General features: G+C 67.2%; 18 protein-coding genes. 13 read left to right on the top strand and 5 right to left on the bottom strand.

Annotated features, from left to right (window positions below; all coding sequences use genetic code 11):
- Positions 1-134: 134 nt before the first annotated feature.
- Together MAA8898_RS06965 and MAA8898_RS06960 are read left to right on the top strand one after the other, a co-directional pair.
- Positions 135-2,114, top strand: coding sequence for a bifunctional 2',3'-cyclic-nucleotide 2'-phosphodiesterase/3'-nucleotidase (locus tag MAA8898_RS06965; protein WP_094020268.1), 1,980 nt, complete (start codon positions 135-137; stop codon positions 2,112-2,114).
- Between the two features lie 161 nt (positions 2,115-2,275).
- Positions 2,276-2,623 carry a hypothetical protein gene (locus MAA8898_RS06960; protein WP_094020267.1) on the top strand — a complete coding sequence of 116 codons (348 nt, stop codon included), beginning with the start codon at positions 2,276-2,278 and terminating at the stop codon, positions 2,621-2,623.
- Positions 2,624-2,629: 6 nt separating this feature from the next.
- Here MAA8898_RS06960 and MAA8898_RS06955 read toward each other — a convergent pair whose 3' ends face one another.
- Positions 2,630-3,616, bottom strand: coding sequence for a DUF2125 domain-containing protein (locus tag MAA8898_RS06955; RefSeq protein ID WP_176445088.1), 987 nt, complete (start codon positions 3,614-3,616; stop codon positions 2,630-2,632).
- 66 nt (positions 3,617-3,682) lie between these two features.
- Between MAA8898_RS06955 and MAA8898_RS06950 the strand changes: the two genes are divergently transcribed.
- The 3 genes from MAA8898_RS06950 to MAA8898_RS06940 all read left to right on the top strand — a co-directional run bounded on the left by MAA8898_RS06950 (position 3,683) and on the right by MAA8898_RS06940 (position 9,044).
- On the top strand, positions 3,683-4,216 hold the full coding sequence (locus tag MAA8898_RS06950) for a gamma-glutamylcyclotransferase (protein ID WP_094020447.1): 534 nt from the start codon (positions 3,683-3,685) through the stop codon (positions 4,214-4,216).
- 172 nt (positions 4,217-4,388) lie between these two features.
- Entirely contained in the window at positions 4,389-5,567 is a 1,179-nt protein-coding gene (locus MAA8898_RS06945; protein WP_094020265.1) for a biopolymer transporter ExbB, read from the top strand.
- A 3-nt stretch (positions 5,568-5,570) separates the two neighbouring features.
- Positions 5,571-9,044, top strand: a complete 3,474-nt coding sequence (locus tag MAA8898_RS06940; protein ID WP_094020264.1) for a peptidoglycan -binding protein — start codon at positions 5,571-5,573, stop codon at positions 9,042-9,044.
- 8 nt (positions 9,045-9,052) lie between these two features.
- Here MAA8898_RS06940 and MAA8898_RS06935 read toward each other — a convergent pair whose 3' ends face one another.
- From MAA8898_RS06935 to gloB, 3 genes are all read right to left on the bottom strand, one after another.
- A complete protein-coding gene (locus tag MAA8898_RS06935; protein ID WP_094020263.1) occupies positions 9,053-10,021 on the bottom strand; it encodes a M23 family metallopeptidase in 969 nt (322 codons plus the stop codon).
- Positions 10,018-12,348 carry an ATP-dependent Clp protease ATP-binding subunit ClpA gene (gene clpA, locus MAA8898_RS06930; RefSeq protein ID WP_094020262.1) on the bottom strand — a complete coding sequence of 777 codons (2,331 nt, stop codon included), beginning with the start codon at positions 12,346-12,348 and terminating at the stop codon, positions 10,018-10,020. The genes MAA8898_RS06935 and clpA overlap by 4 nt, the downstream gene beginning before the upstream one ends.
- A gap of 149 nt (positions 12,349-12,497) precedes the next feature.
- On the bottom strand, positions 12,498-13,259 hold the full coding sequence (gene gloB, locus MAA8898_RS06925) for a hydroxyacylglutathione hydrolase (RefSeq protein ID WP_094020261.1): 762 nt from the start codon (positions 13,257-13,259) through the stop codon (positions 12,498-12,500).
- Positions 13,260-13,327: 68 nt separating this feature from the next.
- Here gloB and MAA8898_RS06920 point away from each other — a divergent pair, with 68 nt between their 5' ends.
- From MAA8898_RS06920 to MAA8898_RS06885, 8 genes are all read left to right on the top strand, one after another.
- Positions 13,328-14,068 carry a methyltransferase domain-containing protein gene (locus MAA8898_RS06920; protein ID WP_094020260.1) on the top strand — a complete coding sequence of 247 codons (741 nt, stop codon included), beginning with the start codon at positions 13,328-13,330 and terminating at the stop codon, positions 14,066-14,068.
- Positions 14,069-14,423: 355 nt separating this feature from the next.
- The gene (locus MAA8898_RS06915; RefSeq protein WP_094020259.1) at positions 14,424-14,990 is read left to right on the top strand and encodes a F0F1 ATP synthase subunit delta; all 567 of its coding nucleotides are present in this window, start codon (positions 14,424-14,426) and stop codon (positions 14,988-14,990) included.
- Entirely contained in the window at positions 14,991-16,529 is a 1,539-nt protein-coding gene (gene atpA, locus MAA8898_RS06910) for a F0F1 ATP synthase subunit alpha (protein WP_094020258.1), read from the top strand.
- 12 nt (positions 16,530-16,541) lie between these two features.
- Entirely contained in the window at positions 16,542-17,423 is an 882-nt protein-coding gene (locus tag MAA8898_RS06905) for a F0F1 ATP synthase subunit gamma (RefSeq protein ID WP_094020257.1), read from the top strand.
- A gap of 19 nt (positions 17,424-17,442) precedes the next feature.
- Positions 17,443-18,867 carry a F0F1 ATP synthase subunit beta gene (gene atpD, locus MAA8898_RS06900; RefSeq protein WP_094020256.1) on the top strand — a complete coding sequence of 475 codons (1,425 nt, stop codon included), beginning with the start codon at positions 17,443-17,445 and terminating at the stop codon, positions 18,865-18,867.
- Between the two features lie 92 nt (positions 18,868-18,959).
- Positions 18,960-19,391 (top strand): F0F1 ATP synthase subunit epsilon, encoded by a 432-nt coding sequence (locus tag MAA8898_RS06895; RefSeq protein ID WP_094020446.1) that lies wholly within the window; start codon positions 18,960-18,962, stop codon positions 19,389-19,391.
- Between the two features lie 94 nt (positions 19,392-19,485).
- A complete protein-coding gene (locus tag MAA8898_RS06890) occupies positions 19,486-20,703 on the top strand; it encodes an MFS transporter (protein WP_094020255.1) in 1,218 nt (405 codons plus the stop codon).
- Between the two features lie 68 nt (positions 20,704-20,771).
- Complete coding sequence (locus tag MAA8898_RS06885) at positions 20,772-21,122, top strand: H-type lectin domain-containing protein (RefSeq protein ID WP_094020254.1); 351 nt, start codon at positions 20,772-20,774, stop codon at positions 21,120-21,122.
- A gap of 3 nt (positions 21,123-21,125) precedes the next feature.
- On the opposite strand, the gene MAA8898_RS06880 is transcribed toward MAA8898_RS06885, so the two are convergent.
- Positions 21,126-21,413 (bottom strand): hypothetical protein, encoded by a 288-nt coding sequence (locus MAA8898_RS06880; protein ID WP_094020253.1) that lies wholly within the window; start codon positions 21,411-21,413, stop codon positions 21,126-21,128.
- Positions 21,414-21,415 lie beyond the last annotated feature (2 nt).

The raw sequence follows: 21,415 nt of genomic DNA, 5'->3' as shown, positions 1-21,415 counted from the left end.
AACCCCAAAACAGCCGGGAAACGCGGCTGTCGCAAGGGCCGCACGCCCCGACAGCAGAAAAAATGCCGCTGCGACACAAGCCTGTGTACACTTGGCGTCAGGCTACGCGCCACCACTGGTCTTAGGGGGATTCCATGCCAAACCTTGTCAAAAGCAACCTGTCACGCCGCCAGTTCCTTGCAGTCACAACGGCCGGAGCCGCCTTGATCACACTGCATCCCTATTCCGCCCGCGCCGCCGCCAACCAGGCCCACCTGCGCATCATGGAGACGACGGACATCCACGTGCACGTCCATCCCTATGACTACTACGCCGACAAGCCGGTGGACACCGTGGGCCTGTCGCGCACCGCCTCGATCGTCGATGGCATCCGCGCCGAGGCCACCAACACGCTGCTGGTGGACAACGGCGACTTTCTCCAGGGCAACCCGATGGGCGATTACATCGCCTACGAACGCGGCATGAAGGACGGCGACATGCACCCCATCGTCACCGCCATGAACACGCTGGGTTTCGACGCCGCCACCATCGGCAACCACGAGTTCAACTATGGTCTCGACTTCCTGATGAAGAGCATGGCCGGGGCCGACTTCCCGGTGGTGCTGGCCAACATCGCGAAATCGCAGGGCGCGACCGCGCGCGAGGACGAGACGCTGTTCAAGCCCTACGTCATCCTCGACCGGATGCTGACCGACGGCGCGGGCGACAGTTTTCCGATCAAGATCGGCATCATCGGATTCACCCCGCCGCAGGTGATGAACTGGGACCGCAAGCACCTGGAGGGCAACGTTACCGCGCGCGACATCGTCGAGACGGCCAAGGCCTACGTGCCGCAGATGCTGGAGGAAGGCGCCGAGATCATCATCGCGCTGTCGCACTCCGGCATCGGGTCGGCGGACCACACCGACGGGATGGAAAACGCCTCGGTGCCTTTGGCGGCGGTCGAAGGCATCGGTGCGGTGATGACCGGGCATTCGCACCTGGTGTTCCCCTCGCCGACCTACGCGGACTATGCCGCCGTCGACGTGGACAAGGGCACGATCCACGGCAAACCCGCCGTCATGGGCGGCTTCTGGGGCTCGCACATGGGGCTGATCGACCTGCTGCTGGAGCGCGACGGCAACAGCTGGCGCGTGGTCTCGACCATGTCCGAGGCGCGCCCGATCTCGAAACGCAACGAGGACCGCAGCTACACCGCGCTGGTCGAGGACTACCAGCCGGTGATCGACGCCACCCAGAAGGACCACGACGAAACGCTGGCCTACGTCCGCCGCGCCGTGGGCCAGACCGAGGCGCCGCTGCATTCCTATTTCGCCCTGGTGGCGGATGACCCGTCGGTCCAGATCGTCTCGATCGCGCAGAAATGGTACATCGCGCAGATGATGCAGGGCACCGAATACGAGGGCCTGCCGATCCTGTCGGCCGCCGCGCCCTTCAAGGCGGGTGGCCGCGGCGGACCGGAATATTATACCGACGTCGCGCCCGGCGCGGTGGCGATCAAGAACGTCGCCGACCTCTACCTCTATCCCAACACCGTGCGCGCGGTGAAGGTGACCGGCGCGCAGGTCAAGGACTGGCTGGAACGCTCGGCCGGGATGTTCAACCAGGTCACGCCGGGCAGCACCGACGCGGTGCTGCTGAACCCGGATTTCCCGTCCTACAACTTTGACGTGATCGACGGGGTGACTTACCAGATCGACCTGTCGCAGCCGTCGAAATACGACTCCAAGGGCGGGCCGCTGAACCCTGACGCCAGCCGCATCGTCAACCTCGCCTACAACGGCGCGCCGGTGACCGATGACATGGAGTTTGTCATCGCGACGAACAACTACCGCGCCAGCGGCGGCGGGTCCTTCCCCGGGGCGATGGGCGACACCATCATCTTCGAGGCGCCGGACACCAACCGCGACGTGATCGTGCGCTACATCGTCGAACAGGGCACCATCAACCCCTCGGCCGATGCCAACTGGTCCTTCGCGCCGATGGAAGGCACCACCGTCCTGTTCGAGACCGGGCCGCGCGCACGCGAGCACCTGGCCGACGTCAAGGGCGTCACCATCGAGGACGCTGGCGAGGGCGAAAACGGCTTCGCCCTGTTCCGCATCGCGCTCTGATCGCTGCTCGGGACGTCCGCCCCCAGGGCGGGCGTCTTCGGGGACGGCGGGCGGGGCGACATTCCGGCCCGCAGGGGCCGGAAGCAGCGCCGGACCGCCGTTCCCCCTGCCACGATTATGGCTTATGCCGGGGCCACAACGACCCAAGGCAGGATACCCGAATGCTCCGCTTTTTCCTCGGCATGATCGCCATGGCGCTGATCGCCGCCTTTGCCACGAAACCCGGCCGCGACGCGGCGCAGGACGAATTGCGCCGCCAGGTGCAACTGGCCGTCGCCAGCCAAGGGCTGGATGGCAAGTCCGGGCTCGATGCCGCCGCCCTGCTGCTGTGCCGCGCCGATCCGCGCGCCTGCACGGATTTCCTCGTCTCCGGCATCGACCTGACCTACGAGGACCGTTATCTCTACGCCCGCATCGACCTGTCCGGCTACGACATGACCGCCACCTGCTACGGACTCTACATGCGGTTCTGGTGCCCCGACGGATTGCGCCCGGCCGATCAGGGCTGAGGTCCGTCAGGGCAGGACAAACCGGGGTGCCTGCCCCAGCGGGATCACCCCCAGCGACAGACGCCCCGCGTCAAAGCTCAGCGGCAGGTCCAGCGTCTCGGCCCGCCCCTTCAGCCCCGCCGCCAGCGACAGCCCCGCCTCCAGCGTATCGGCCAACCCGTCCGGGATCTGCCCCGCCGCGCGCGCCTGTTGCAGCATCTCGCGCCAGTTCACCGCGCGCACGGTAACCTCGCCATCGGCGCGCCCGCCGTCCGACACCGCCAGCCGCCCGGCCAGGTTCAACTCCAGCCCTTCGAACCGGTACTCGGCCCGGCGCAGGTCGATCTTGCGCGGCTGCGGACGCGCCTCGGCCAGAACGCCGATGCGCCAGACCTTGTCGAACAGCACCTCGGCCTGCAGCTGCAACCCGTCGCCCTGCCCGCTGCCCGGCGTCATCGGCCCGCGTGGCCCCGCCACCGCCGCCGCGCTGAGACCCAGGCGATAGACCTCGGGCGCCGCACCGGGCGCCTCCAGCAGCGCCAGCCGGAACCCGGCAAAGGCCAGGGCGCGGTCAGGCATGTCCAGGTTCAGCTCCTCGGCCTCGAAATTCGCGCGCAGCACGACGCCTTCGGAGGTATGGATGACCGAGGCGCGCATCCCGCTGCCATCGACGGTGACCTTGCCCGACGGCAGCGTCAGCACCTGCCGGTCCGGCCAGGCCAGGATCAGGTGCCCGGGCTTGTAGGTCAGCCCGAGGACCTGGAAGAACGGACCTTCCCAGCCGGTGCCCCGCTCCGGGTCCATCAGGCGGACATCGCTCAGCGTCGCGTCCAGCCGGCTGGGAAAGCCGCGCACGGTCAGATCGGCATACTCCGCCTCCCAGCCTTCGGCCCGGCGCGCCTCGAACCAGCCCTCGATGTCACCGTGCAGGCGCCACGACGAGGTCATCCAGACCCCGGTCCACCCCAGGCCCAGCGCCAGGGTGACCCAGACCATCATGCGATAGATTTTCACCGCCGCCTCTCTTCCTCTGCCTCGCCCGATCGTGTTTACAAGGGGGCATCGGGAAGGACCAGAATGATGACGCTTTGGGTGTTCGGATACGCTTCGCTGTTGTGGAACCCGGGATTCCCGGTGGCCGAAAAGGTGCAGGCCCGCCTGCATGGCTATTCCCGCAGCTTCTGCATGTATTCGATCCACCACCGCGGAACCGAGGAAAAGCCGGGCCTTGTCCTGGCGCTGGACGAACAGGAAGGCGCCTGCTGCGACGGGCTGGCGCTGCGCGCGGTGCCCGGAACCGAGGACGAAACCCTCACCTACCTGCGCGAGCGTGAGCTGATCTCCTCGGCCTACCTGGAGCGGACCTTGCCGCTCAGCCTCAGGGACGGCCGCAGGGTGCAGGCGGTGTCCTACGTGATCGACCCGCACCACGTGCAATACTGCCACCTTCCGCTGGAGGAACAGGCGCGCATCATCGCCCGCGCGCACGGCGGGCGCGGGCCCAACACCGAATACCTCTACAACACCGCCGCCCACCTGGACGAGATCGGCGTGCCCGACGCCGACCTGCACTGGCTGGTGCGCGAGGTAAAGGCGCTGACCTCCGATTGCTGAGCCGACAAGGCGGCCGCCGGTGCCGCCGGGATGCGCAACTGACCTGCCGGGTGGCCACTGTTGCGCAAACCGCCGGTTTTCCCGGCCATGCACCGGGCATTGTTCATAACTTCTTGGCTCTGCCTCGCTAAACCCTTAGGAATGATATAACAGAACAAGCGTCAGGTGTCCGATGGACCAGCCCGACCTCGAGGCCGAGCCACACTTCAGTCAACCGGTCCGTCAGGTGCTCCTGATGCTGGCCGTCCTGGGTCTATCGGTATTTGGTGGCGTCCTGGCGCTGCCCAGCGTCCTGCCGGTGTTCCAGTCGAACCCCTACCTCAACGGCTTCATCGGGTTTGTCTTCATCATCGGCGTGCTGGCCTGTTTCCTTCAGGTCGCGCAGCTCATCGTCTCGGTGCGCTGGATCGAACGCTTTGCCGCCCGGGGCGATCAGGGCGTGCGGGCGCAGCCGCCACTGCTGCTGGCGCCGCTGGCCGCGCTGCTGCGCAAGCGCCGCGACAAGCGGATGCAGATCACCACCAGCTCCACCCGGTCGATCCTCGACTCCGTGGCGCAGCGGATCGACGAGGCGCGCGAGATCACGCGCTACATCGTCTCCCTGCTGATCTTTCTCGGCCTGCTGGGCACCTTCTACGGCCTGGCCACCACCGTGCCGGCGCTGGTCGACACCATCCGCAGCCTTGCCCCGAAAGATGGCGAAAGCGGCGCGGTGACCTTCTCGCGCCTGATGTCGGGGCTGGAGGGGCAGCTGGGCGGCATGGGCGTGGCCTTTGCGAGTTCGCTGCTGGGCCTGGCCTGCTCGCTGATCGTCGGCCTGCTGGAGCTGTTCGCCGGACACGGTCAGAACCGCTTTTACCGCGAGCTCGAGGAATGGCTGTCCACGATCACCCGGCTGGGCTTTTCGCATGACGGCGAAGCCGGGCCTGACCTGGGCGCCGCCGGCCTCGTGCTGGACCGCATGGCCGAGCAGATGGAGCGGCTGCAATTCCTCTTCGCCGAGGCTGAACACAGCCGGTCCGAGGTCGACACGCGCCTAGCGCAGCTGGCCGACAGCGTCGAGCGGCTGACCGAACGGATCGAGGCAACGGCGCCTTCGGCATCGTCGCTGGCGCGCATCGCCGAGGGGCAGGAACTGCTGGCCGAGGCGATCCGCGGGAAAGAGACCGAAGAGGGGCTCGACGCCGAAAGCCGCATGCGCCTGCGGTCGATCGACGTGCAGATGCTGCGCATCCTCGAGGAAATCAGCGCCGGCCGGCAGGAAAGCATGGCCGAATTGCGCACCGACCTTGCGGCGCTGGCGCGGTCTCTGGGGGCGTCCCGCAGCGTGCGGCCCCGCGGGGAGGGCTGAGCCATGCCCCTGTCGCGACGCACCGGCGCGCGGTTCCAGGCCAATATCTGGCCGGGCTTCGTCGATGCGATGACCGGCCTGCTGCTGGTGCTGACCTTCGTCCTGTCGATCTTCATGATCATCCAGTACGTCCTGCGCGAGACGATCACCGGGCAGGAAACCGAACTGGACAGCCTGAGCGTCGAACTGGACCGCCTGGCGCAGGCGCTGGGGCTGGAAAAGCAGCGCACCACCGCCCTGACAAACGATGTCGGGCGGCTGGAGGCAACCCTGTCGGACCGCAACCTGCGGCTGGCCGAACAACAAAACATCATCGACAGCCTGACCGCCACCCGCGACCGGCAGGCCGCCGACTTGGCCCTGGCCGAGGATCGCATCGCCTCGTTCGAAGACCGGGTGGCCGCCCTGCTGCTGGAGCGGGACGCGGCCCGGGACGAGGTGCAGACCCTGACCGTGGCGCGCGACGCCGCGCGGACCGAGGCCGAGGCGCTGGCCGCCGAGCGGGACGACCTGACCGCCGCGCTGGCCTCCGCCCGGACCGAGATCGACGCACAGGCCGAGGCCGCGCGCCTTGCCGCCAGCCGGCGCGAGGCGCTCGAGGTGCTGATCGCCGACCTGCGCGCCCGCAACGCCGACCGCGACGCACAGATCGGCACGCTGACCGCTCGGCTGGCCGAGGTCGAAACCGCCCTGACCGAAGAGGAACAGGCCCGCCTGGTCGAGGCCGAGGCCGCCGCCGCCCTGCGCAAGCGGCTGGAGGAGGCCGACGCCGAACTGACCGCGATGACCATGGCGCTGGAGCAGGAGCGCGCCCGCGCCGAGGAGACGCTGACCCTGCTCGCGGCCGCACGCGCAGCCGAACAGGACCTGAACGCCCAACTGGCGGCGGCATTCCTGGCCGGGCAACAGCAGAGCGACGGGTTGCAGGCGCGGATCGACGCGCTGGAGGCCCAACTGGCCGATGCCCGGCGCGCGCAGACCCGGCTGCAGGCGCAGCTGGCCGACTTGCAGGACGAAACCGCGCTCGAAGCGCAGCGCCTCAAGACCCGCATTGACGAGGCCGCGTTGCGCATCGCGAAGCTCGAAGCCGCGCTGACGCAATCCGAGGACGGCAGCGCACAGCTGGCCGCCGACCTTGCCGCCGCCCGCAGCGCCGGCGCCGAACAGGCCGTGTCGTTGCAGACCCAGGTCGACGCGGCGCTGGCCCGGATCACCGAACTGGAGGCCGCGCTGACCACGGCCCGCCAGACCGAGGCCGACCTGAATGCCGAGTTGGCGCAGACCCTCTCCGAAAGCGAAGCCGAGGCGCGCGCCCTGCAAACCCGCATCACCGAAGCGCTGGCCCGCATCGCCGAGCTGGAGGCAACCCTGGCCGACGCCCAGGCGCAGGGCGCGGACACCGACGAACGCCTGGCCGCCCTGCGCGATGACCTGACAGCGGCCAGGACCGCCGCCCGTGACGCCGAAGAGGCTCGCGCCCGCGAGGCCGATGCCCGAACAGAGGCGGAACGCGCGCTGGCCGACGCAAGGGCCGAGGCCACGGCACGCGCCTCGCGCCTCAGCGACCTGTCGGCGCAACTGGCGCAGGCGCTGGCCCGCCTGGCCGAGGCAGAGGCGCTGAAGACCGAGCTCGACTCGCTGCGCACGCGGAACCTGACGCTGGTGTCGGAGCTGTCGATTGCGCAGGGTCAGGCCCAGGACCGCGCCCAGGCCCTGGCCGAGTTGCGCGACGAGGGCCAGCGCCTCGAATCCGCCCTGGCGCTTGCGCGCAGCGAGATCGGCGAAGCGCGGGGCACTGTCGCCGCGCTGCAGGACCAGGTCGATGCGCTTGACCTCCAGCTGACCGAAACCCGCGCCCGCGAAGCCGACAAGACCGACCGGCTGGAGACGCTGCAAGGCCGGCTCGCCCAGATCGAGGCACAGCTGGACGCCGCCCTGAAACGGGTGTCCGACCGTGGCGACCGCATCGCGCAGCTGGAAACACAGAACGCCGACCTCGCCGCGCAGCTTGGCCAACTCGGCGGCGCGGCGGCGCAGAAGGATGCCGCCGTCGATGCCCTGCGCGCCGCCAACACGCGGCTGACCACCGAACTGGAACTGACCCGGGCGCTGTCGCTGGAACGCGACGCCGAAATGGCACGCGTGCAACAGGAACTGGCCGAAGCGCAGGCGCGGATCGACGACAGCACCGCCGAAGCCGCCGAACTGGCGACCCTGCGCGGCGACCTGGCCCAGTTGCAGACCCGGCTCGACACCGCGCAGCAGCGCGCGGCGCAGGGGCTGTCGCGCATCGTCGCGCTGGAGGCGGAGAACAGCGACCTGGCGCGCAAGCTGTCCGCCGCCGACGGCCGCGACGCCGAACGGCAGGCCGCGCTGGACCTGATGGAAACCCGGCTGGCGCGCATCAGTGCCGAACTTCAGGCCCTGCGCGACAGGGATGCCGGCCGCGATGCCATCATCGCCGACCTTCGCCAACAACTGGCCGAGGCCGAGGCCCGGGCCGCCGAACAGGCCGATTCCTCGCTTTCGCTGGAGGAGCGGCTGGCCGCCGCTCTGGCCGCCAGGCTGGCCGCCGAGGCCTCGGTCGAGGACACGCGTGAGCGGCTTGCCGCGGCCCTTGCCGCCCAGAAGGCCGCGGAGGCGCAACTGACCGATCGGCTGGACGAGGTCGAGCAGCGCCAGATCCTGCTAAACGAAGCGCGCGAGAAACTGGCCCAGACCCAGGAACGCGCGACCCGGTCCGAGTTGCAGGTGGAGGCGCTGAACCTCAACGTCGCCGAACTGCGCCGCCAGTTGGGCGAGCTGCAGGCGATCCTGGACGAGTCCAAGGTCAAGGACGTGGCAGATGAAGTCCGCCTGCAGAACCTCGGCTCCGAGTTGAACGCCGCGATTGCCCGCGCCGCGCAGGAAGAACGCCGCCGCCGCATCGCCGAGGAGGAAAAGCGCAAGGCCGAAGAGGAAAAGCGCAAGCTCGAGGAAGAGCGGGCGGCGCGGCTGGAGGAGGAAAAGAAGGACCTGGAGAAATACCGCTCCGAGTTCTTTGGCCGCCTGCGTGACATCATCAGCGACCGCGAGGGGATCACCATCGAAGGCGACCGCTTTGTCTTTTCCTCCGAGGTGCTGTTCGAGGTCGGCTCGGCCGATCTGTCGCCCGCCGGCCGGCAGGAGATCGAGAAGGTGGCCAACATCCTGCGCAGCCTCTCGACCGAGATCCCGCCGGGCATCGACTGGGTGATCCGGGTCGACGGTCACACCGACAACACCCGGATCCGGCCCGGCGCCGCCTTTGCCGACAACTGGGAACTCAGCCAGGCACGCGCGCTGTCGGTCGTCCGCGACATGATCGACAACTACGACATCCCGCCCAACCGCCTGTCGGCCAACGGCTTTGGTGAATTCCAGCCGATCGACGACCGCAACACGCCGGACGCCCGGGCCAGGAACCGGCGGATCGAGCTGAAGCTGACCGAACGCTGACGCCCGGCTCAGTCGGCCACGGTCACATGGGAAAAGCGGTGCGCGATGACGGCGCCGTCGCGGGTCAGCAGCGCCTTGCCCAGGTATTCCCCCTCCGGCCAGCCGCCGGCAGGGGCCTTCTTGCCGAACGCGCGCATCTGGCTGATCTGATCGTTTTCGAAGGTGATCTCGCGACGAAAGACCTCGGTGCCCGCAGGTCCCTTTGCCGACAGGGTCAGGACGTCGCCGGGTTGCGGATACCCGGCGTGGGCATAGACCACCAGCGGCTGACCGGGGGACAGGCCGTCGCGGCGCGCCGAGCCGTCATTCACCGCGTCCAGCGTCGGCACCCCATCCGAAAAGCCGGCGGTGATCAGTCCCGTCGGCGTATAGGCCGGCGGGTCGATCCACAGCGTTTCACCGGGTGCGCCGCAGGTGCCGGTGGCAGCGGGGCGAAAGGGATCGACGGTCTGGCCGTCGCGCAGCACGGTCAGGTGGACGTGGGGATGGTTGGTCTGCCCGGACAGACCGACCATGCCCAGCGCATCGCCCGCTTGCACCCGGTCGCCAGGCGCCACGGAGACGGAGCCCAGCCGCAGGTGGCAGTAGAGCGTTTGCCACCCCTCCCCGTGGTCGATCAGCACCGCGTTGCCGCAAGCGTTCGAGTCCGTCACGCCGCGCATCAGCCGGTCATCCGGCATCTCGTCCCGCGTGCGCAGCACTGTTCCCGCGGCAGAGACCCTGACCGCAACGCCCTGGGCAACAGAGCCGAAGTCCAGCAAGGCATAGTCCGTGCCACGATGCCCGTCGCGCGACTTGATCCCGCAGGTGTAGTCCTTCTGGCTCCGCTCCGCGGGGTCGTTGTCGACGTAGTCCTCGATATAGCAGGTCTGGCCAAGCACACAGTCGATGGGTTGGGCCAGACGAATGTCCTCCGCCCCGGCAACCGGGGCGGAGGTGATCAGGACAAGCGCCCCAATGAGGCGCGCGGGTGTCATTCCGCCGTGAGGAGCGGCGGTTTCTTCGACCCGAGGCGGGGCTTTTCCGGGCCGTCGAGGTCCAGCACCAGCTTGCCGTCGCGCATCGACACCTTGACGATTCCGCCCTTGGTCAGCTTGCCGAACAGCAGTTCCTCGGCCAGCGGTTTCTTGATGTGCTCCTGGATCACGCGGCCCAGCGGACGCGCGCCCATCTTGTCATCGTAGCCCTTGTCGGCCAGCCATTCGGCCGCCGGCTTGGTCAGTTCGATGGTCACGTTGCGATCCAGCAGCTGCGCTTCAAGCTGGAGGACGAACTTCTCGACCACCTGCATGATCACCTCCTTGGGCAGCGGCGCAAAGCTGATCACCGCGTCCAGGCGGTTGCGGAACTCCGGCGTGAAGGTCCGCTCGATCGCGGCAGTGTCCTCGCCTTCGCGGCGGTCGCGGCCGAAACCGATGGCCGACTTGGCCTGCTCCGCCGCACCGGCGTTCGAGGTCATGATCAGGATCACGTTGCGGAAGTCCACCGACCGGCCGTTGTGGTCGGTCAGGGTGCCGTGGTCCATCACTTGCAGCAGGATGTTAAAGACATCCGGATGCGCCTTCTCGATCTCGTCCAGCAGCAGCACGCAGTGCGGATGCTGGTCGACGCCGTCGGTCAGCTGGCCGCCCTGGTCAAAGCCGACATAGCCCGGAGGCGCGCCGATCAGGCGGCTGACGGCGTGCTTTTCCATGTACTCGGACATGTCGAAGCGCAGCAGTTCCACGCCCAGCGAATCCGCCAACTGCTTGGCCACCTCGGTCTTGCCCACACCCGTCGGGCCGGCAAAGAGATAGTTGCCGATCGGCTTTTCCGGTTCGCGCAGGCCAGCACGCGCCAGCTTGATCGCCGAAGACAGCGCCTCGATCGCGGCATCCTGGCCAAAGACCACGCGCTTGAGCGTGTTTTCCAGGTCTTTCAGCACCTCGGCATCGTCCTTGGAGACGTTCTTGGGCGGAATGCGGGCGATCTTGGCCACGACTTCCTCGATCTCCTTGGTGCCGATCGACTTGCGCCGCTTGGAGGCGGCCACCAGGTGTTGGGCCGCGCCGGCCTCGTCGATCACGTCGATCGCCTTGTCGGGCAGCTTGCGGTCGTTGATGTAGCGCGCCGACAGTTCGACCGCGGTCTTGATCGCGTCGCCGGTGTATTTCACGCTGTGGTGATCCTCGAAGTAGGGCTTCAGACCCTTGAGGATCTTGATGGTGTCCTCGACCGAAGGCTCGTTCACGTCGATCTTCTGGAACCGGCGGCTGAGCGCGCGGTCCTTTTCGAAATGCTGGCGGAATTCCTTGTAGGTGGTCGATCCCATGGTGCGCAGCTTGCCGCCCTGAAGCGCGGGCTTCAGCAGGTTGGACGCGTCCATCGCCCCGCCCGAGGTCGCCCCGGCGCCGATCACGGTGTGGATCTCGTCGATGAAGAGCACCGCGTCGGGATGTTCCTCAAGCTCCTGCACCACGGCCTTCAACCGCTCTTCGAAGTCGCCGCGGTAGCGGGTCCCGGCCAGCAGCGCGCCCATGTCGAGCGAATAGATCGTCGCCTCGGACAGCACCTCGGGCACTTCGCCCGAGACGATCTTGCGCGCCAGCCCCTCGGCGATGGCGGTCTTGCCCACACCGGGGTCGCCCACCAGCAGCGGGTTGTTCTTGCGCCGGCGGCACAGCACCTGGATGCAGCGCTCGACCTCGGCATGGCGGCCGATCAGCGGGTCGACATCGCCCTTGCGCGACTTGGCGTTGAGGTCGACGCAATACTTGCCCAGCGCGGATTCCTTGTCGGATCCCGGCGTCGCCGCCTCGGCCTGGGCCGCTTCTTCCTCGGCGTCCGTCGCGCCCTGCACCGGGCGGCTTTCGCCGTAGGCCGGGTTCTTGGCGACGCCGTGCGCGATGAAGTTGACCGCGTCGTAGCGGGTCATGTCCTGCTCCTGCAGGAAGTAGGCGGCATTCGACTCACGTTCGGCGAAGATGGCGACCAGCACGTTGGCGCCCGTCACCTCTGTCCGGCCCGAGCTTTGCACGTGGATGGCCGCGCGCTGGATGACCCTTTGGAACGCGGCGGTGGGCACCGCCTCGGATCCCTCGATGTCGGTCACCAGGTTCGACAGGTCATCGTCGATGAATTCGACCAGCGTGGTGCGCAACTCCTCGGTATCGACCGAGCAGGCTTTCATCACGCGGGAGGCATCCGGTTCGTCGATCAGCGCAAGGAGAAGATGTTCGAGCGTGGCGAATTCGTGGCTGCGCGAGTTCGCGAGCGCGAGCGCCGCGTGGATTGCCTGCTCAAGGGTGTTCGAGAATGAAGGCACGGTTGTGCTCCTCTTGTCTGCGCCGGTCCGTGAGGATCAGCATTGCCTCATAGTATTAAAGTTTGGTCGATTGTGTCCGCTCTTCAAGTTTTTTCTCTCGCGCAGCGCTTCACATTTGGACAAACCACCGAAACTTGGCGCGAGCATGGTCAAAACCTGTCCTTGCGCGCGCGCACCTCGGCAAAGACCTCGGCATCACTGGCATCGGGCAGGCCCACGGAAGCCTTTACGCCGGGCTGCGCGGCCCTGAGGAAGGGGTTTGTTGCCAGTTCGACGGAAAGCGGGACCTGCGCCGTCGGGCGCCCCTTTGCCCGCGCTGCATCGATGTCCTGCGATCGCGATATAAGCGCTTGGTTCTCCGGTTCAATGGTCAGCGCAAAGCGTGCGTTGGCCTGGGTGTATTCATGCCCCGAGTATACCATGGTTTCAGGCGGCAATGAGGCCAGCTTTTCCATACTTTCCCACATCATCTCGGGCGTGCCTTCAAAGACCCGCCCGCAGCCCAGCGCCATCAGGCTGTCGGCGGTGAACACCGCCCTGGCCTCGGGGTAGTGGTAGGCGATGTGGCCCAGGGTGTGGCCGGGCACCGCGATCACCTCGCAGCGGCCCTCGCCGGTGCCGCCGGCAAAGCCGGGCTCCAGCGCGTGATCCAGCCGGGGCAGCTTGTCGACCTCGGCCTTGGGGCCCATGACGGCACAGCCGTAGCGGTCGCGCAGTTCGGCGACGCCGCCGACGTGATCGTGATGGTGGTGGGTGATCATGATGACCCCCAACGTCCATCCCCGCGCGTCCAGGGCCGCGATGATCGGGGCGGCTTCGGGCGCGTCGATCAGCGCGGTGCCGTCCGGTCCGTGCACGAGGTAGGCGTAGTTGTCCTTCAGGCAGGGGACAGTGACGATCTCGAGGGGCATGGTCTTTCCTCCCTGGCTTTGTCAGGATGCGCTTGTGGCCACAGTGGCGCATCGGATCAGGGGTATCAATGCATCTGGATGTGCAGGTGTTGCGCGATTTCTACTACCGCAGTGCGCTGGGTCGCGCTGCGCAGAAGATCCTGCGCGACCAGGTGCTGCGCTTCTGGCCCGAGGCACAGGGACAGACCGTGGTGGGATACGGTTTCGCCGCGCCCTTGCTGCGCCCCTACCTCAAGGACTCGCGCCGCGTCCTGGCGCTGATGCCGGCGCCGCAGGGCGTGATGCCCTGGCCCGCGGGGATGGCCAACGTGTCGGTGCTGAGCGAGGAAACCCTCTGGCCGCTGGAAACCGGGCATGTCGACCGGCTGATCCTGATGCACGGGCTGGAAACCTCCGAGCGTCCATCGGACCTGCTGGACGAGGCGTATCGCGTGCTCGGACCCGGCGGCAAGGCGCTGTTCATCCTGCCCAACCGCTCGGGCCTCTGGGCGCGGGCGGACCACACGCCCTTCGGCTTTGGCCGCCCGTATTCCATCGGCCAGTTGGAGACGCAGCTGAAGGCGCATGACTTCGTCCCCGAACGCCACGTGTCGGTGCTGTATCAGCCGCCCTCGTCGCGCCGCTTCTGGATGAAGACAGGACCGGGCTGGGAACGGATCGGCCGCGCCGTGCCGGTGTTGGCGGGCGGGGTCATGCTGGTCGAGGCGGCCAAGCGCCACCCGCCGTCCCGGCGCCGCGTCGGCCAGGCCGCAAAAGTGCTGAACCCGCTCGAGGTGCTGAGCCCGGCGGGCAAGCCGAAACCGGTCTGACGGGCCCCGCGCGGGACACCGCAGGACAGCTCACCGGCGCCGGTTTTCGCACCGCGCAACGCGCTGGCAGGTCCGGGAAAACCGCCCGGGAATCGTGCAAATGCAGAAAAAACCGTGGTTTCGATGCACCTTGGGCAGGCACGAAAGGTCGCACCAACAGCCCGAACAGGGCCAAATATCTGAAAACGCACACTTTGGCGCCCGCTTTTATCTTTCCTTAGCATGTTGCTAGGTGGGGGAGGCTCTGCTACATCCGCGTCGATTTGATCGCCTTGGGAAAATTCAGGGTGAGGGACAGCCGGTCAGGTGCCGCCCCCGAGGGGGGCGCGTGCCGTGTCGGCATACTATCGGAAGGGTGGACGTGTCTGACTCAGCATCGATTTCCTCCGGCATCGCCAACCGCTATGCCACCGCCGTCTTCGAGATCGTCAAGGAGGCCGGCGCGCTTCCCGAACTCGAAGCCAACCTGGATGACCTTTCGGCCGCTCTCTCCGAGAGCGCGGACCTGCGGGAGCTGCTGGTGAACCCGGTCTACTCGCGCGACGCGCAGGGCGCCGCCATCGCCGCGATCGCCGACAAGATGGGCCTGATGCCCGCGATCAAGAACGTGCTGAGCCTCATGGCTTCCAAGCGCCGCCTGTTCGTCGTGCCGCACATGGTGTCCCGCCTGCGCGAGATGATCGCCGTCGAAAAGGGCGAGGTGACCGCCGAAGTGGTGTCCGCCACCGCGCTGACCGATGCCCAGGCCGCCCAGCTGGCGGATACCCTGAAGGCGAAGGTCGGCAAGGATGTGAAGATCAGTGCGACCGTCGATGAAAGCCTCATCGGCGGTCTTGTCGTCAAGATGGGCTCCAAGATGATCGACACCTCGATCCGCGCAAAGCTCAACTCCCTCCAGAATGCAATGAAAGAGGTCGGATAAATGGGTATCCAAGCAGCAGAGATTTCTGCGATCCTGAAGGACCAGATCAAGAACTTCGGCCAGGACGCCGAAGTCGCCGAGATCGGTCGCGTGCTCTCGGTCGGCGACGGTATCGCCCGTGTCTATGGCCTCGACAACATCCAGGCCGGCGAGATGGTCGAGTTCCCCGGCGGGATCATGGGCATGGCGCTGAACCTCGAAACCGACAACGTCGGTATCGTGATCTTCGGCTCCGACCGCGACATCAAGGAAGGCGACACCGTCAAGCGGACCAACGCCATCGTGGACGTGCCCGCCGGTGAGGCCCTGCTGGGCCGCGTCGTGGACGGCCTGGGCAACCCGCTCGACGGCAAGGGCCCGATCGCGACTTCCGAGCGCCGCGTCGCCGACGTCAAGGCGCCGGGCATCATCCCGCGCAAGTCGGTGCACGAGCCGATGGCGACCGGCCTCAAGGCCGTCGACGCCATGATCCCGATCGGCCGCGGCCAGCGCGAGCTGATCATCGGCGACCGCCAGACCGGCAAGACCGCCGTGGCGCTCGACACGATCCTGAACCAGAAGGCCTACAACGACGCCGCCGGCGACGACGAGAGCAAGAAGCTCTACTGCGTCTACGTCGCGATCGGCCAGAAGCGTTCGACCGTGGCGCAGCTGGTGAAGAAGCTCGAGGAAACCGGCGCGATCGACTATACCATCATCGTGGCAGCCACCGCCTCCGACCCGGCCCCGATGCAGTTCCTGGCGCCCTACGCCGCGACCGCGATGGCGGAATACTTCCGCGACAACGGCCGCCACGCGCTGATCATCTACGATGACCTCTCCAAGCAGGCCGTCGCCTACCGCCAGATGTCGCTGCTGCTGCGCCGCCCGCCGGGCCGCGAAGCCTATCCGGGCGACGTCTTCTACCTGCACTCGCGCCTGCTGGAACGTTCGGCCAAGCTGAACGAGGACAACGGCTCGGGGTCGCTGACCGCGCTGCCGATCATCGAAACCCAGGGCGGCGACGTGTCGGCCTTTATCCCGACCAACGTGATCTCGATCACCGACGGCCAGATCTTTCTGGAAACCGAACTGTTCTACCAGGGCATCCGCCCGGCCGTGAACACCGGTCTGTCGGTGTCGCGCGTGGGCTCCTCGGCCCAGACCAACGCGATGAAATCCGTCGCCGGCCCGATCAAGCTGTCGCTCGCCCAGTACCGCGAGATGGCCGCCTTCGCGCAGTTCGGCTCGGACCTCGACGCCGCGACCCAGCAGCTGCTGAACCGTGGCTCGCGCCTGACCGAACTGATGAAGCAGCCGCAGTATTCGCCGCTGACCAACGCCGAGATCGTGCTGGTCATCTGCGCGGGCACCATGGGCTTCCTCGACAAGGTCGCGGTCAAGGATGTCGGCCGCTACGAAAAGGGCCTGCTGGCCCATGTTCGCGGCAAGCACCAGGACCTGCTGGACTGGATCACCAAGGAAGACCCCAAGATCAAGGGTGACGCCGAAGCCAAGGTCCGCGCCGTTCTGAATGAATTCACCAAAGACTTCTCGTAAGGGGATCGACTGATGCCCAACCTGAAGGACCTCAAGAACAGGATCGCGTCGGTCAAGTCGACCCGCAAGATCACCAAGGCCATGCAGATGGTGGCCGCCGCAAAACTGCGGCGGGCACAGGATGCGGCCGAGGCGGCCCGCCCCTACGCGGACCGCTTCAACGGTGTGATGGCGTCGTTGGCCGCCTCGGTCGGTGACAGCGCCAGCGCGCCCCGGCTTCTGGCCGGGACGGGCTGTTCCGACGTGCATCTGCTGGTGGTCATGACCTCCGAGCGCGGCCTCTGCGGCGGCTTCAACACCAACATCGTGAAGCTGGCCAAGACCCACGCGGACAAGCTCAAGGCCCAGGGCAAGACGGTCAAGATCCTGACCGTCGGCAAGAAGGGCCGCGAGCAGCTGAAGCGCGACTACGGCAACCTCAGCGTCGGTCACATCGACCTCTCCGAGGTCAAGCGTGTCGGTTACGGCAACGCGCAGGACATCGCGCGCAAGATCCTCGGCCGGTTCGACGCCGGCGAGTTCGACGTCGCGACGATCTTTTACGCAAAGTTCCAGTCCGTCATCAGCCAGGTGCCGACCGCGCTGCAGATCATCCCCGCCGCCTACGAAAGCGACGGCTCGCAGGACGAGGGCGGCTCGACGCTCTACGACTACGAACCCGACGAAGAGGCGATCCTGGCAGACCTCCTGCCGCGCGGCGTGGCCACGCAGATCTTCTCGGCGCTGCTTGAGAACGCCGCCTCCGAACAGGGCGCGCGGATGTCTGCAATGGACAACGCGACGCGCAACGCGGGCGACATGATCGAGCGGCTGACCATCGAATACAACCGTTCGCGTCAGGCCGTCATCACCAACGAACTGATCGAAATCATCTCGGGCGCCGAGGCGCTCTAAGGAATACCGGAGAAACCACATGGCAAACGCACAAGGCAAGGTCACCCAGGTGATTGGCGCCGTGGTCGACGTGCAGTTCGACGACCACCTGCCGGCAATTCTGAACGCGCTGACCACTGAAAACAACGGCAAGAAGCTGGTGCTCGAAGTGGCCCAGCACCTGGGCGAAAACACCGTCCGCACCATCGCGATGGACGCGACCGAAGGCCTCGTTCGCGGCCAGCGCGTCAGCGACACCGACGGCCCGATCTCGGTGCCGGTCGGCCCGGCGACCCTGGGACGCATCATCAACGTCGTCGGCGAGCCGGTGGACGAAGGCGGCCCGGTCGAGGCGGACGAGTACCGCTCGATCCACCAGCCCGCCCCCGCGTTCAGCGAGCAGGCGACCGAGTCCGAGATCCTCGTGACCGGCATCAAGGTCGTCGACCTGCTGGCCCCCTACTCCAAGGGCGGCAAGATCGGCCTGTTCGGCGGCGCCGGCGTGGGCAAGACCGTTCTGATCATGGAACTGATCAACAACATCGCCAAGGTGCACTCGGGCTTCTCCGTGTTCGCCGGCGTGGGTGAGCGGACCCGCGAGGGCAACGACCTTTACCATGAGATGATCGAATCCAACGTCATCAAGCCCGACAACCTCAAGGAGTCGCAGGTGGCGCTGGTCTACGGCCAGATGAACGAGCCTCCGGGCGCCCGTGCCCGCGTCGCGCTGACCGGCCTGACCCTGGCCGAGCAGTTCCGCGATGCCTCCGGCACCGACGTTCTGTTCTTCGTGGACAACATCTTCCGCTTCACCCAGGCGGGCTCCGAGGTGTCGGCCCTTCTCGGCCGTATTCCTTCGGCCGTGGGCTACCAGCCGACGCTGGCCACCGACATGGGCCAGATGCAGGAACGCATCACCTCGACCAAGGCCGGTTCGATCACCTCGATCCAGGCCGTCTACGTTCCCGCGGACGACCTTACCGACCCCGCCCCGGCAACCACCTTCGCCCACCTCGACGCAACCACCGTTCTGTCGCGTGCGATCTCGGAACTCGGCATCTATCCCGCCGTGGACCCGCTCGACTCGTCCTCGCGCCTGATGGACCCGCAGATCGTCGGCGAAGAGCACTACCAGGTCGCGCGTGACGTGCAGGGCATCCTGCAGCGCTACAAGTCGCTCCAGGACATCATCGCCATCCTCGGGATGGACGAACTGTCCGAAGAGGACAAGCTGACCGTGGCCCGTGCACGGAAGATCCAGCGCTTCCTGTCGCAGCCCTTCGACGTGGCCAAGGTCTTCACCGGCTCTGACGGCGTGCAGGTTCCGCTCGAGGACACCATCAAGTCGTTCAAGGCGGTTGTCGCCGGCGAATACGACCACCTCCCCGAAGCGGCCTTTTACATGGTCGGCGGCATCGAGGACGTGATCGCCAAGGCCGAGCGTCTGGCCGCCGAGGCTGCCTAAGGTGGTGGTGGGTTGAAAACCCACCCTACGGAAACCTCAAACGCCGGGGTAGGGTGGGTTTGTAACCCACCGCCCCGGAACCGGAGATGAACATGGCAGAAACGATGCAATTCGACCTCGTGTCGCCCGAGCGACTGCTGATGTCGGCTGAGGTGATCTCGGTGCAGATCCCCGGCGCGGCCGGCGATCTGACCGCCATGCCGCACCACGCGCCGCTGATCACCACGCTGCGCCCCGGTGTCCTGACGGTCGAGACCGAAAAGGGCACCGAGCAGTTCGTTGTCACCGGCGGCTTCGCCGAGATCGGCGAGAGCCTGTCGATCCTGGCCGAGCAGGCGCTGCCGCGCGCGGACATGGACCAGGCGACCTACGAGGCTCTGGTGGACGAGGCGCACCGCGTCTACCAGCAGACCAAGGAAACCGCCGAGCATCCCGGCCTCGTCGACGACGCGGTCAAGATGCTGCAGGACATGGTGGCGATCGGCACGCACATCGGGCTGGACCCGAAACAGCCCTCGCTCTGAGGCGCCGCCTCGTGTAAGGCGAACAGGCCCCGCCCCGGCGGGGCCTTTTGTTTTCCGGCCGCGTCATTTGCGGCACAGCCCCGGTATTGGTCCCATGGCAGCACGGCGCGGCGCGCTCTGGTTCATCCTGGCCACCATCCTGCTCGACGCGATCGGCATCGGGCTGATCTTTCCGATCATGCCCGACCTGATGGCCCGCGTCGGTGCCGCGGACACCGCCACCGGGGCCTTCTGGGGGGGCGTGCTGATGGCGGCCTATGCCGGGGCGCAGTTCCTGTGCTCGCCCGCCGTGGGCGGCCTGTCGGACGCGCTGGGACGCAAGCCGGTGCTGCTGGTGACGCTGGCGGCGCTGGCCCTCGACTATGTCATCATGGCGCTGGCCACCGGCTTTTGGGTGCTGCTGGTGGGCCGGATCCTCGCCGGGATCGCCGGGGCCACCTACATCACCGCCACCGCCTACCTGGCCGACATCTCGGACCCGAAGGACCGCGCCGCCAACTTCGGCCTGATCGGCGCCAGTTTCGGCGTCGGTTTCATCCTCGGCCCCGCGCTGGGCGGGCTGCTGGCGGGGGTGCATGTCACCGCCCCCTTCTGGGCCGCCGCAGTCCTTGCCGCCGCCAACTTCCTCTTTGGCCTGGTCGTGCTGCCGGAAAGCCTGCCGCCCGAAGGCCGCCGCGCCTTTCACCTGCGCGACCTCAACCCCTTCGGCAGCATCCTCGCCGCGCTGCGCCTGCCGGGCCTCGGCCTGCCGCTGGCGGGCCTGTTCCTGTTCGAGTTCTCCAACATGGTCTACCCGGTGCTCTGGGCCTACTGGACGCGCGAGACATTCGGCTGGTCCTCGGCGCTGATCGGATTGTCGCTGGCGGCCTACGGGGTGGGCGTGGTCATCACCCAGGGCGGGCTGATGCGCGTCATGATCCCGAGCCTGGGCGAATGGCGCACGCTGATGGTGGCCGTCGCGGCCGGCATCGTCGTTGCGTGCGCCTACGGGGTCATTCAGTCGGCCTGGCTGGTCTGGGCCTTCCTGCCGCTGGCCTGCCTGTCGGACATGGCCCCGCCCAATGCCACTGGCATCGCCTCGAACCTGGTCGACGACGACCGGCAGGGCTTGCTGCAAGGCGTGATCGCCAGCCAGAACGCCATCGCCGCCGTGACCGCGCCGCTGATCGTCACCCCGCTGTTCCGCGTCTTTGCCGCGCCCGATGCGCCGGTCTACCTGCCGGGCGCGCCCTTCCTGCTGACCGCCGTCCTGCTGGTGGTCAGTGCCGCCGTCTTCTGGCCTCTGCGGCCGCGCGGTGTCGCAGGTGCGTGACGCCCTTTCCGCTTCACATTTCCGCCCGATTGAAAAACTATCGAACATGGAACGAGGCGAGGCAGGGCATGAAGAAATACGTGGGCAGCCTGATCGGCGTGGATCAGGGCAATGACGAGGTGTTTTCCGATTTCGCCAATGGCGGCGAGATGTGGACGGGCGACGGTGCCCGTGAGCGGCGCAAGCCGGTCCTCTTCTCCGAACCCTTCCTGTCGGACCCCACGGTGCAGGTCTCGCTGTCGCTCTGGGACATGGACCAGGGCGCCAACGTCCGCGCCGACATCGCGGCCGAGAACATCACCCCCACCGGCTTTGACCTCGTGTTCCGTACCTGGTCCGATACCCGGGTCGCCCGGGTCCGCATGAGCTGGACGGCGATCGGTGAAGTCAGATCCGAAGACGACTGGGAACTGTACTGACCGCTACTCGACCAGCGTCTCGAACAGGGCCATCAGCTGCGTGACCTCCGCCTCGGTCAGCCTGCCATGGCCCGACATGAGATACTGCGCCACCGGCACCCCGGTCTCGACCCCGGTCAGCGTGCCGCCTGTCCGTGTCACGCCCTGAGAGAGAAACCCGGCGGGATCCGCCCCGTGGCACTTGCCGCAGGCGCGCGCGAACAGCGCCGCCGTGGCGGCCTCATCCGCCTGCGCCATGCCGCAGGACAGCGCCATCATTGCCCCGGCCAAGGGGACCAACACGCGGTTCATCA

Source organism: Antarctobacter aquimaris (genome assembly GCF_900184945.1).
Lineage (GTDB): Bacteria > Pseudomonadota > Alphaproteobacteria > Rhodobacterales > Rhodobacteraceae > Maliponia > Maliponia aquimaris.
Note: the sequence above shows the minus strand (reverse complement) of the source record. Positions and strands in the feature narration are given on the sequence as shown.

What these genes read in the sequence shown, in the direction of transcription:
- MAA8898_RS06965 (WP_094020268.1), top strand. Translation starts at nt 135, where the DNA reads ATGCCAAACCTTGTCAAAAGCAACCTGTCACGCCGCCAGTTCCTTGCA.
- MAA8898_RS06960 (WP_094020267.1), top strand. Translation starts at nt 2,276, where the DNA reads ATGCTCCGCTTTTTCCTCGGCATGATCGCCATGGCGCTGATCGCCGCC.
- MAA8898_RS06950 (WP_094020447.1), top strand. Translation starts at nt 3,683, where the DNA reads ATGACGCTTTGGGTGTTCGGATACGCTTCGCTGTTGTGGAACCCGGGA.
- MAA8898_RS06945 (WP_094020265.1), top strand. Translation starts at nt 4,389, where the DNA reads ATGGACCAGCCCGACCTCGAGGCCGAGCCACACTTCAGTCAACCGGTC.
- MAA8898_RS06940 (WP_094020264.1), top strand. Translation starts at nt 5,571, where the DNA reads ATGCCCCTGTCGCGACGCACCGGCGCGCGGTTCCAGGCCAATATCTGG.
- MAA8898_RS06935 (WP_094020263.1), bottom strand. Translation starts at nt 10,021, where the DNA reads ATGACACCCGCGCGCCTCATTGGGGCGCTTGTCCTGATCACCTCCGCC.
- gloB (WP_094020261.1), bottom strand. Translation starts at nt 13,259, where the DNA reads ATGCCCCTCGAGATCGTCACTGTCCCCTGCCTGAAGGACAACTACGCC.
- MAA8898_RS06920 (WP_094020260.1), top strand. Translation starts at nt 13,328, where the DNA reads ATGCATCTGGATGTGCAGGTGTTGCGCGATTTCTACTACCGCAGTGCG.
- atpA (WP_094020258.1), top strand. Translation starts at nt 14,991, where the DNA reads ATGGGTATCCAAGCAGCAGAGATTTCTGCGATCCTGAAGGACCAGATC.
- MAA8898_RS06905 (WP_094020257.1), top strand. Translation starts at nt 16,542, where the DNA reads ATGCCCAACCTGAAGGACCTCAAGAACAGGATCGCGTCGGTCAAGTCG.
- atpD (WP_094020256.1), top strand. Translation starts at nt 17,443, where the DNA reads ATGGCAAACGCACAAGGCAAGGTCACCCAGGTGATTGGCGCCGTGGTC.
- MAA8898_RS06895 (WP_094020446.1), top strand. Translation starts at nt 18,960, where the DNA reads ATGGCAGAAACGATGCAATTCGACCTCGTGTCGCCCGAGCGACTGCTG.
- MAA8898_RS06890 (WP_094020255.1), top strand. Translation starts at nt 19,486, where the DNA reads ATGGCAGCACGGCGCGGCGCGCTCTGGTTCATCCTGGCCACCATCCTG.
- MAA8898_RS06885 (WP_094020254.1), top strand. Translation starts at nt 20,772, where the DNA reads ATGAAGAAATACGTGGGCAGCCTGATCGGCGTGGATCAGGGCAATGAC.
- MAA8898_RS06880 (WP_094020253.1), bottom strand. Translation starts at nt 21,413, where the DNA reads ATGAACCGCGTGTTGGTCCCCTTGGCCGGGGCAATGATGGCGCTGTCC.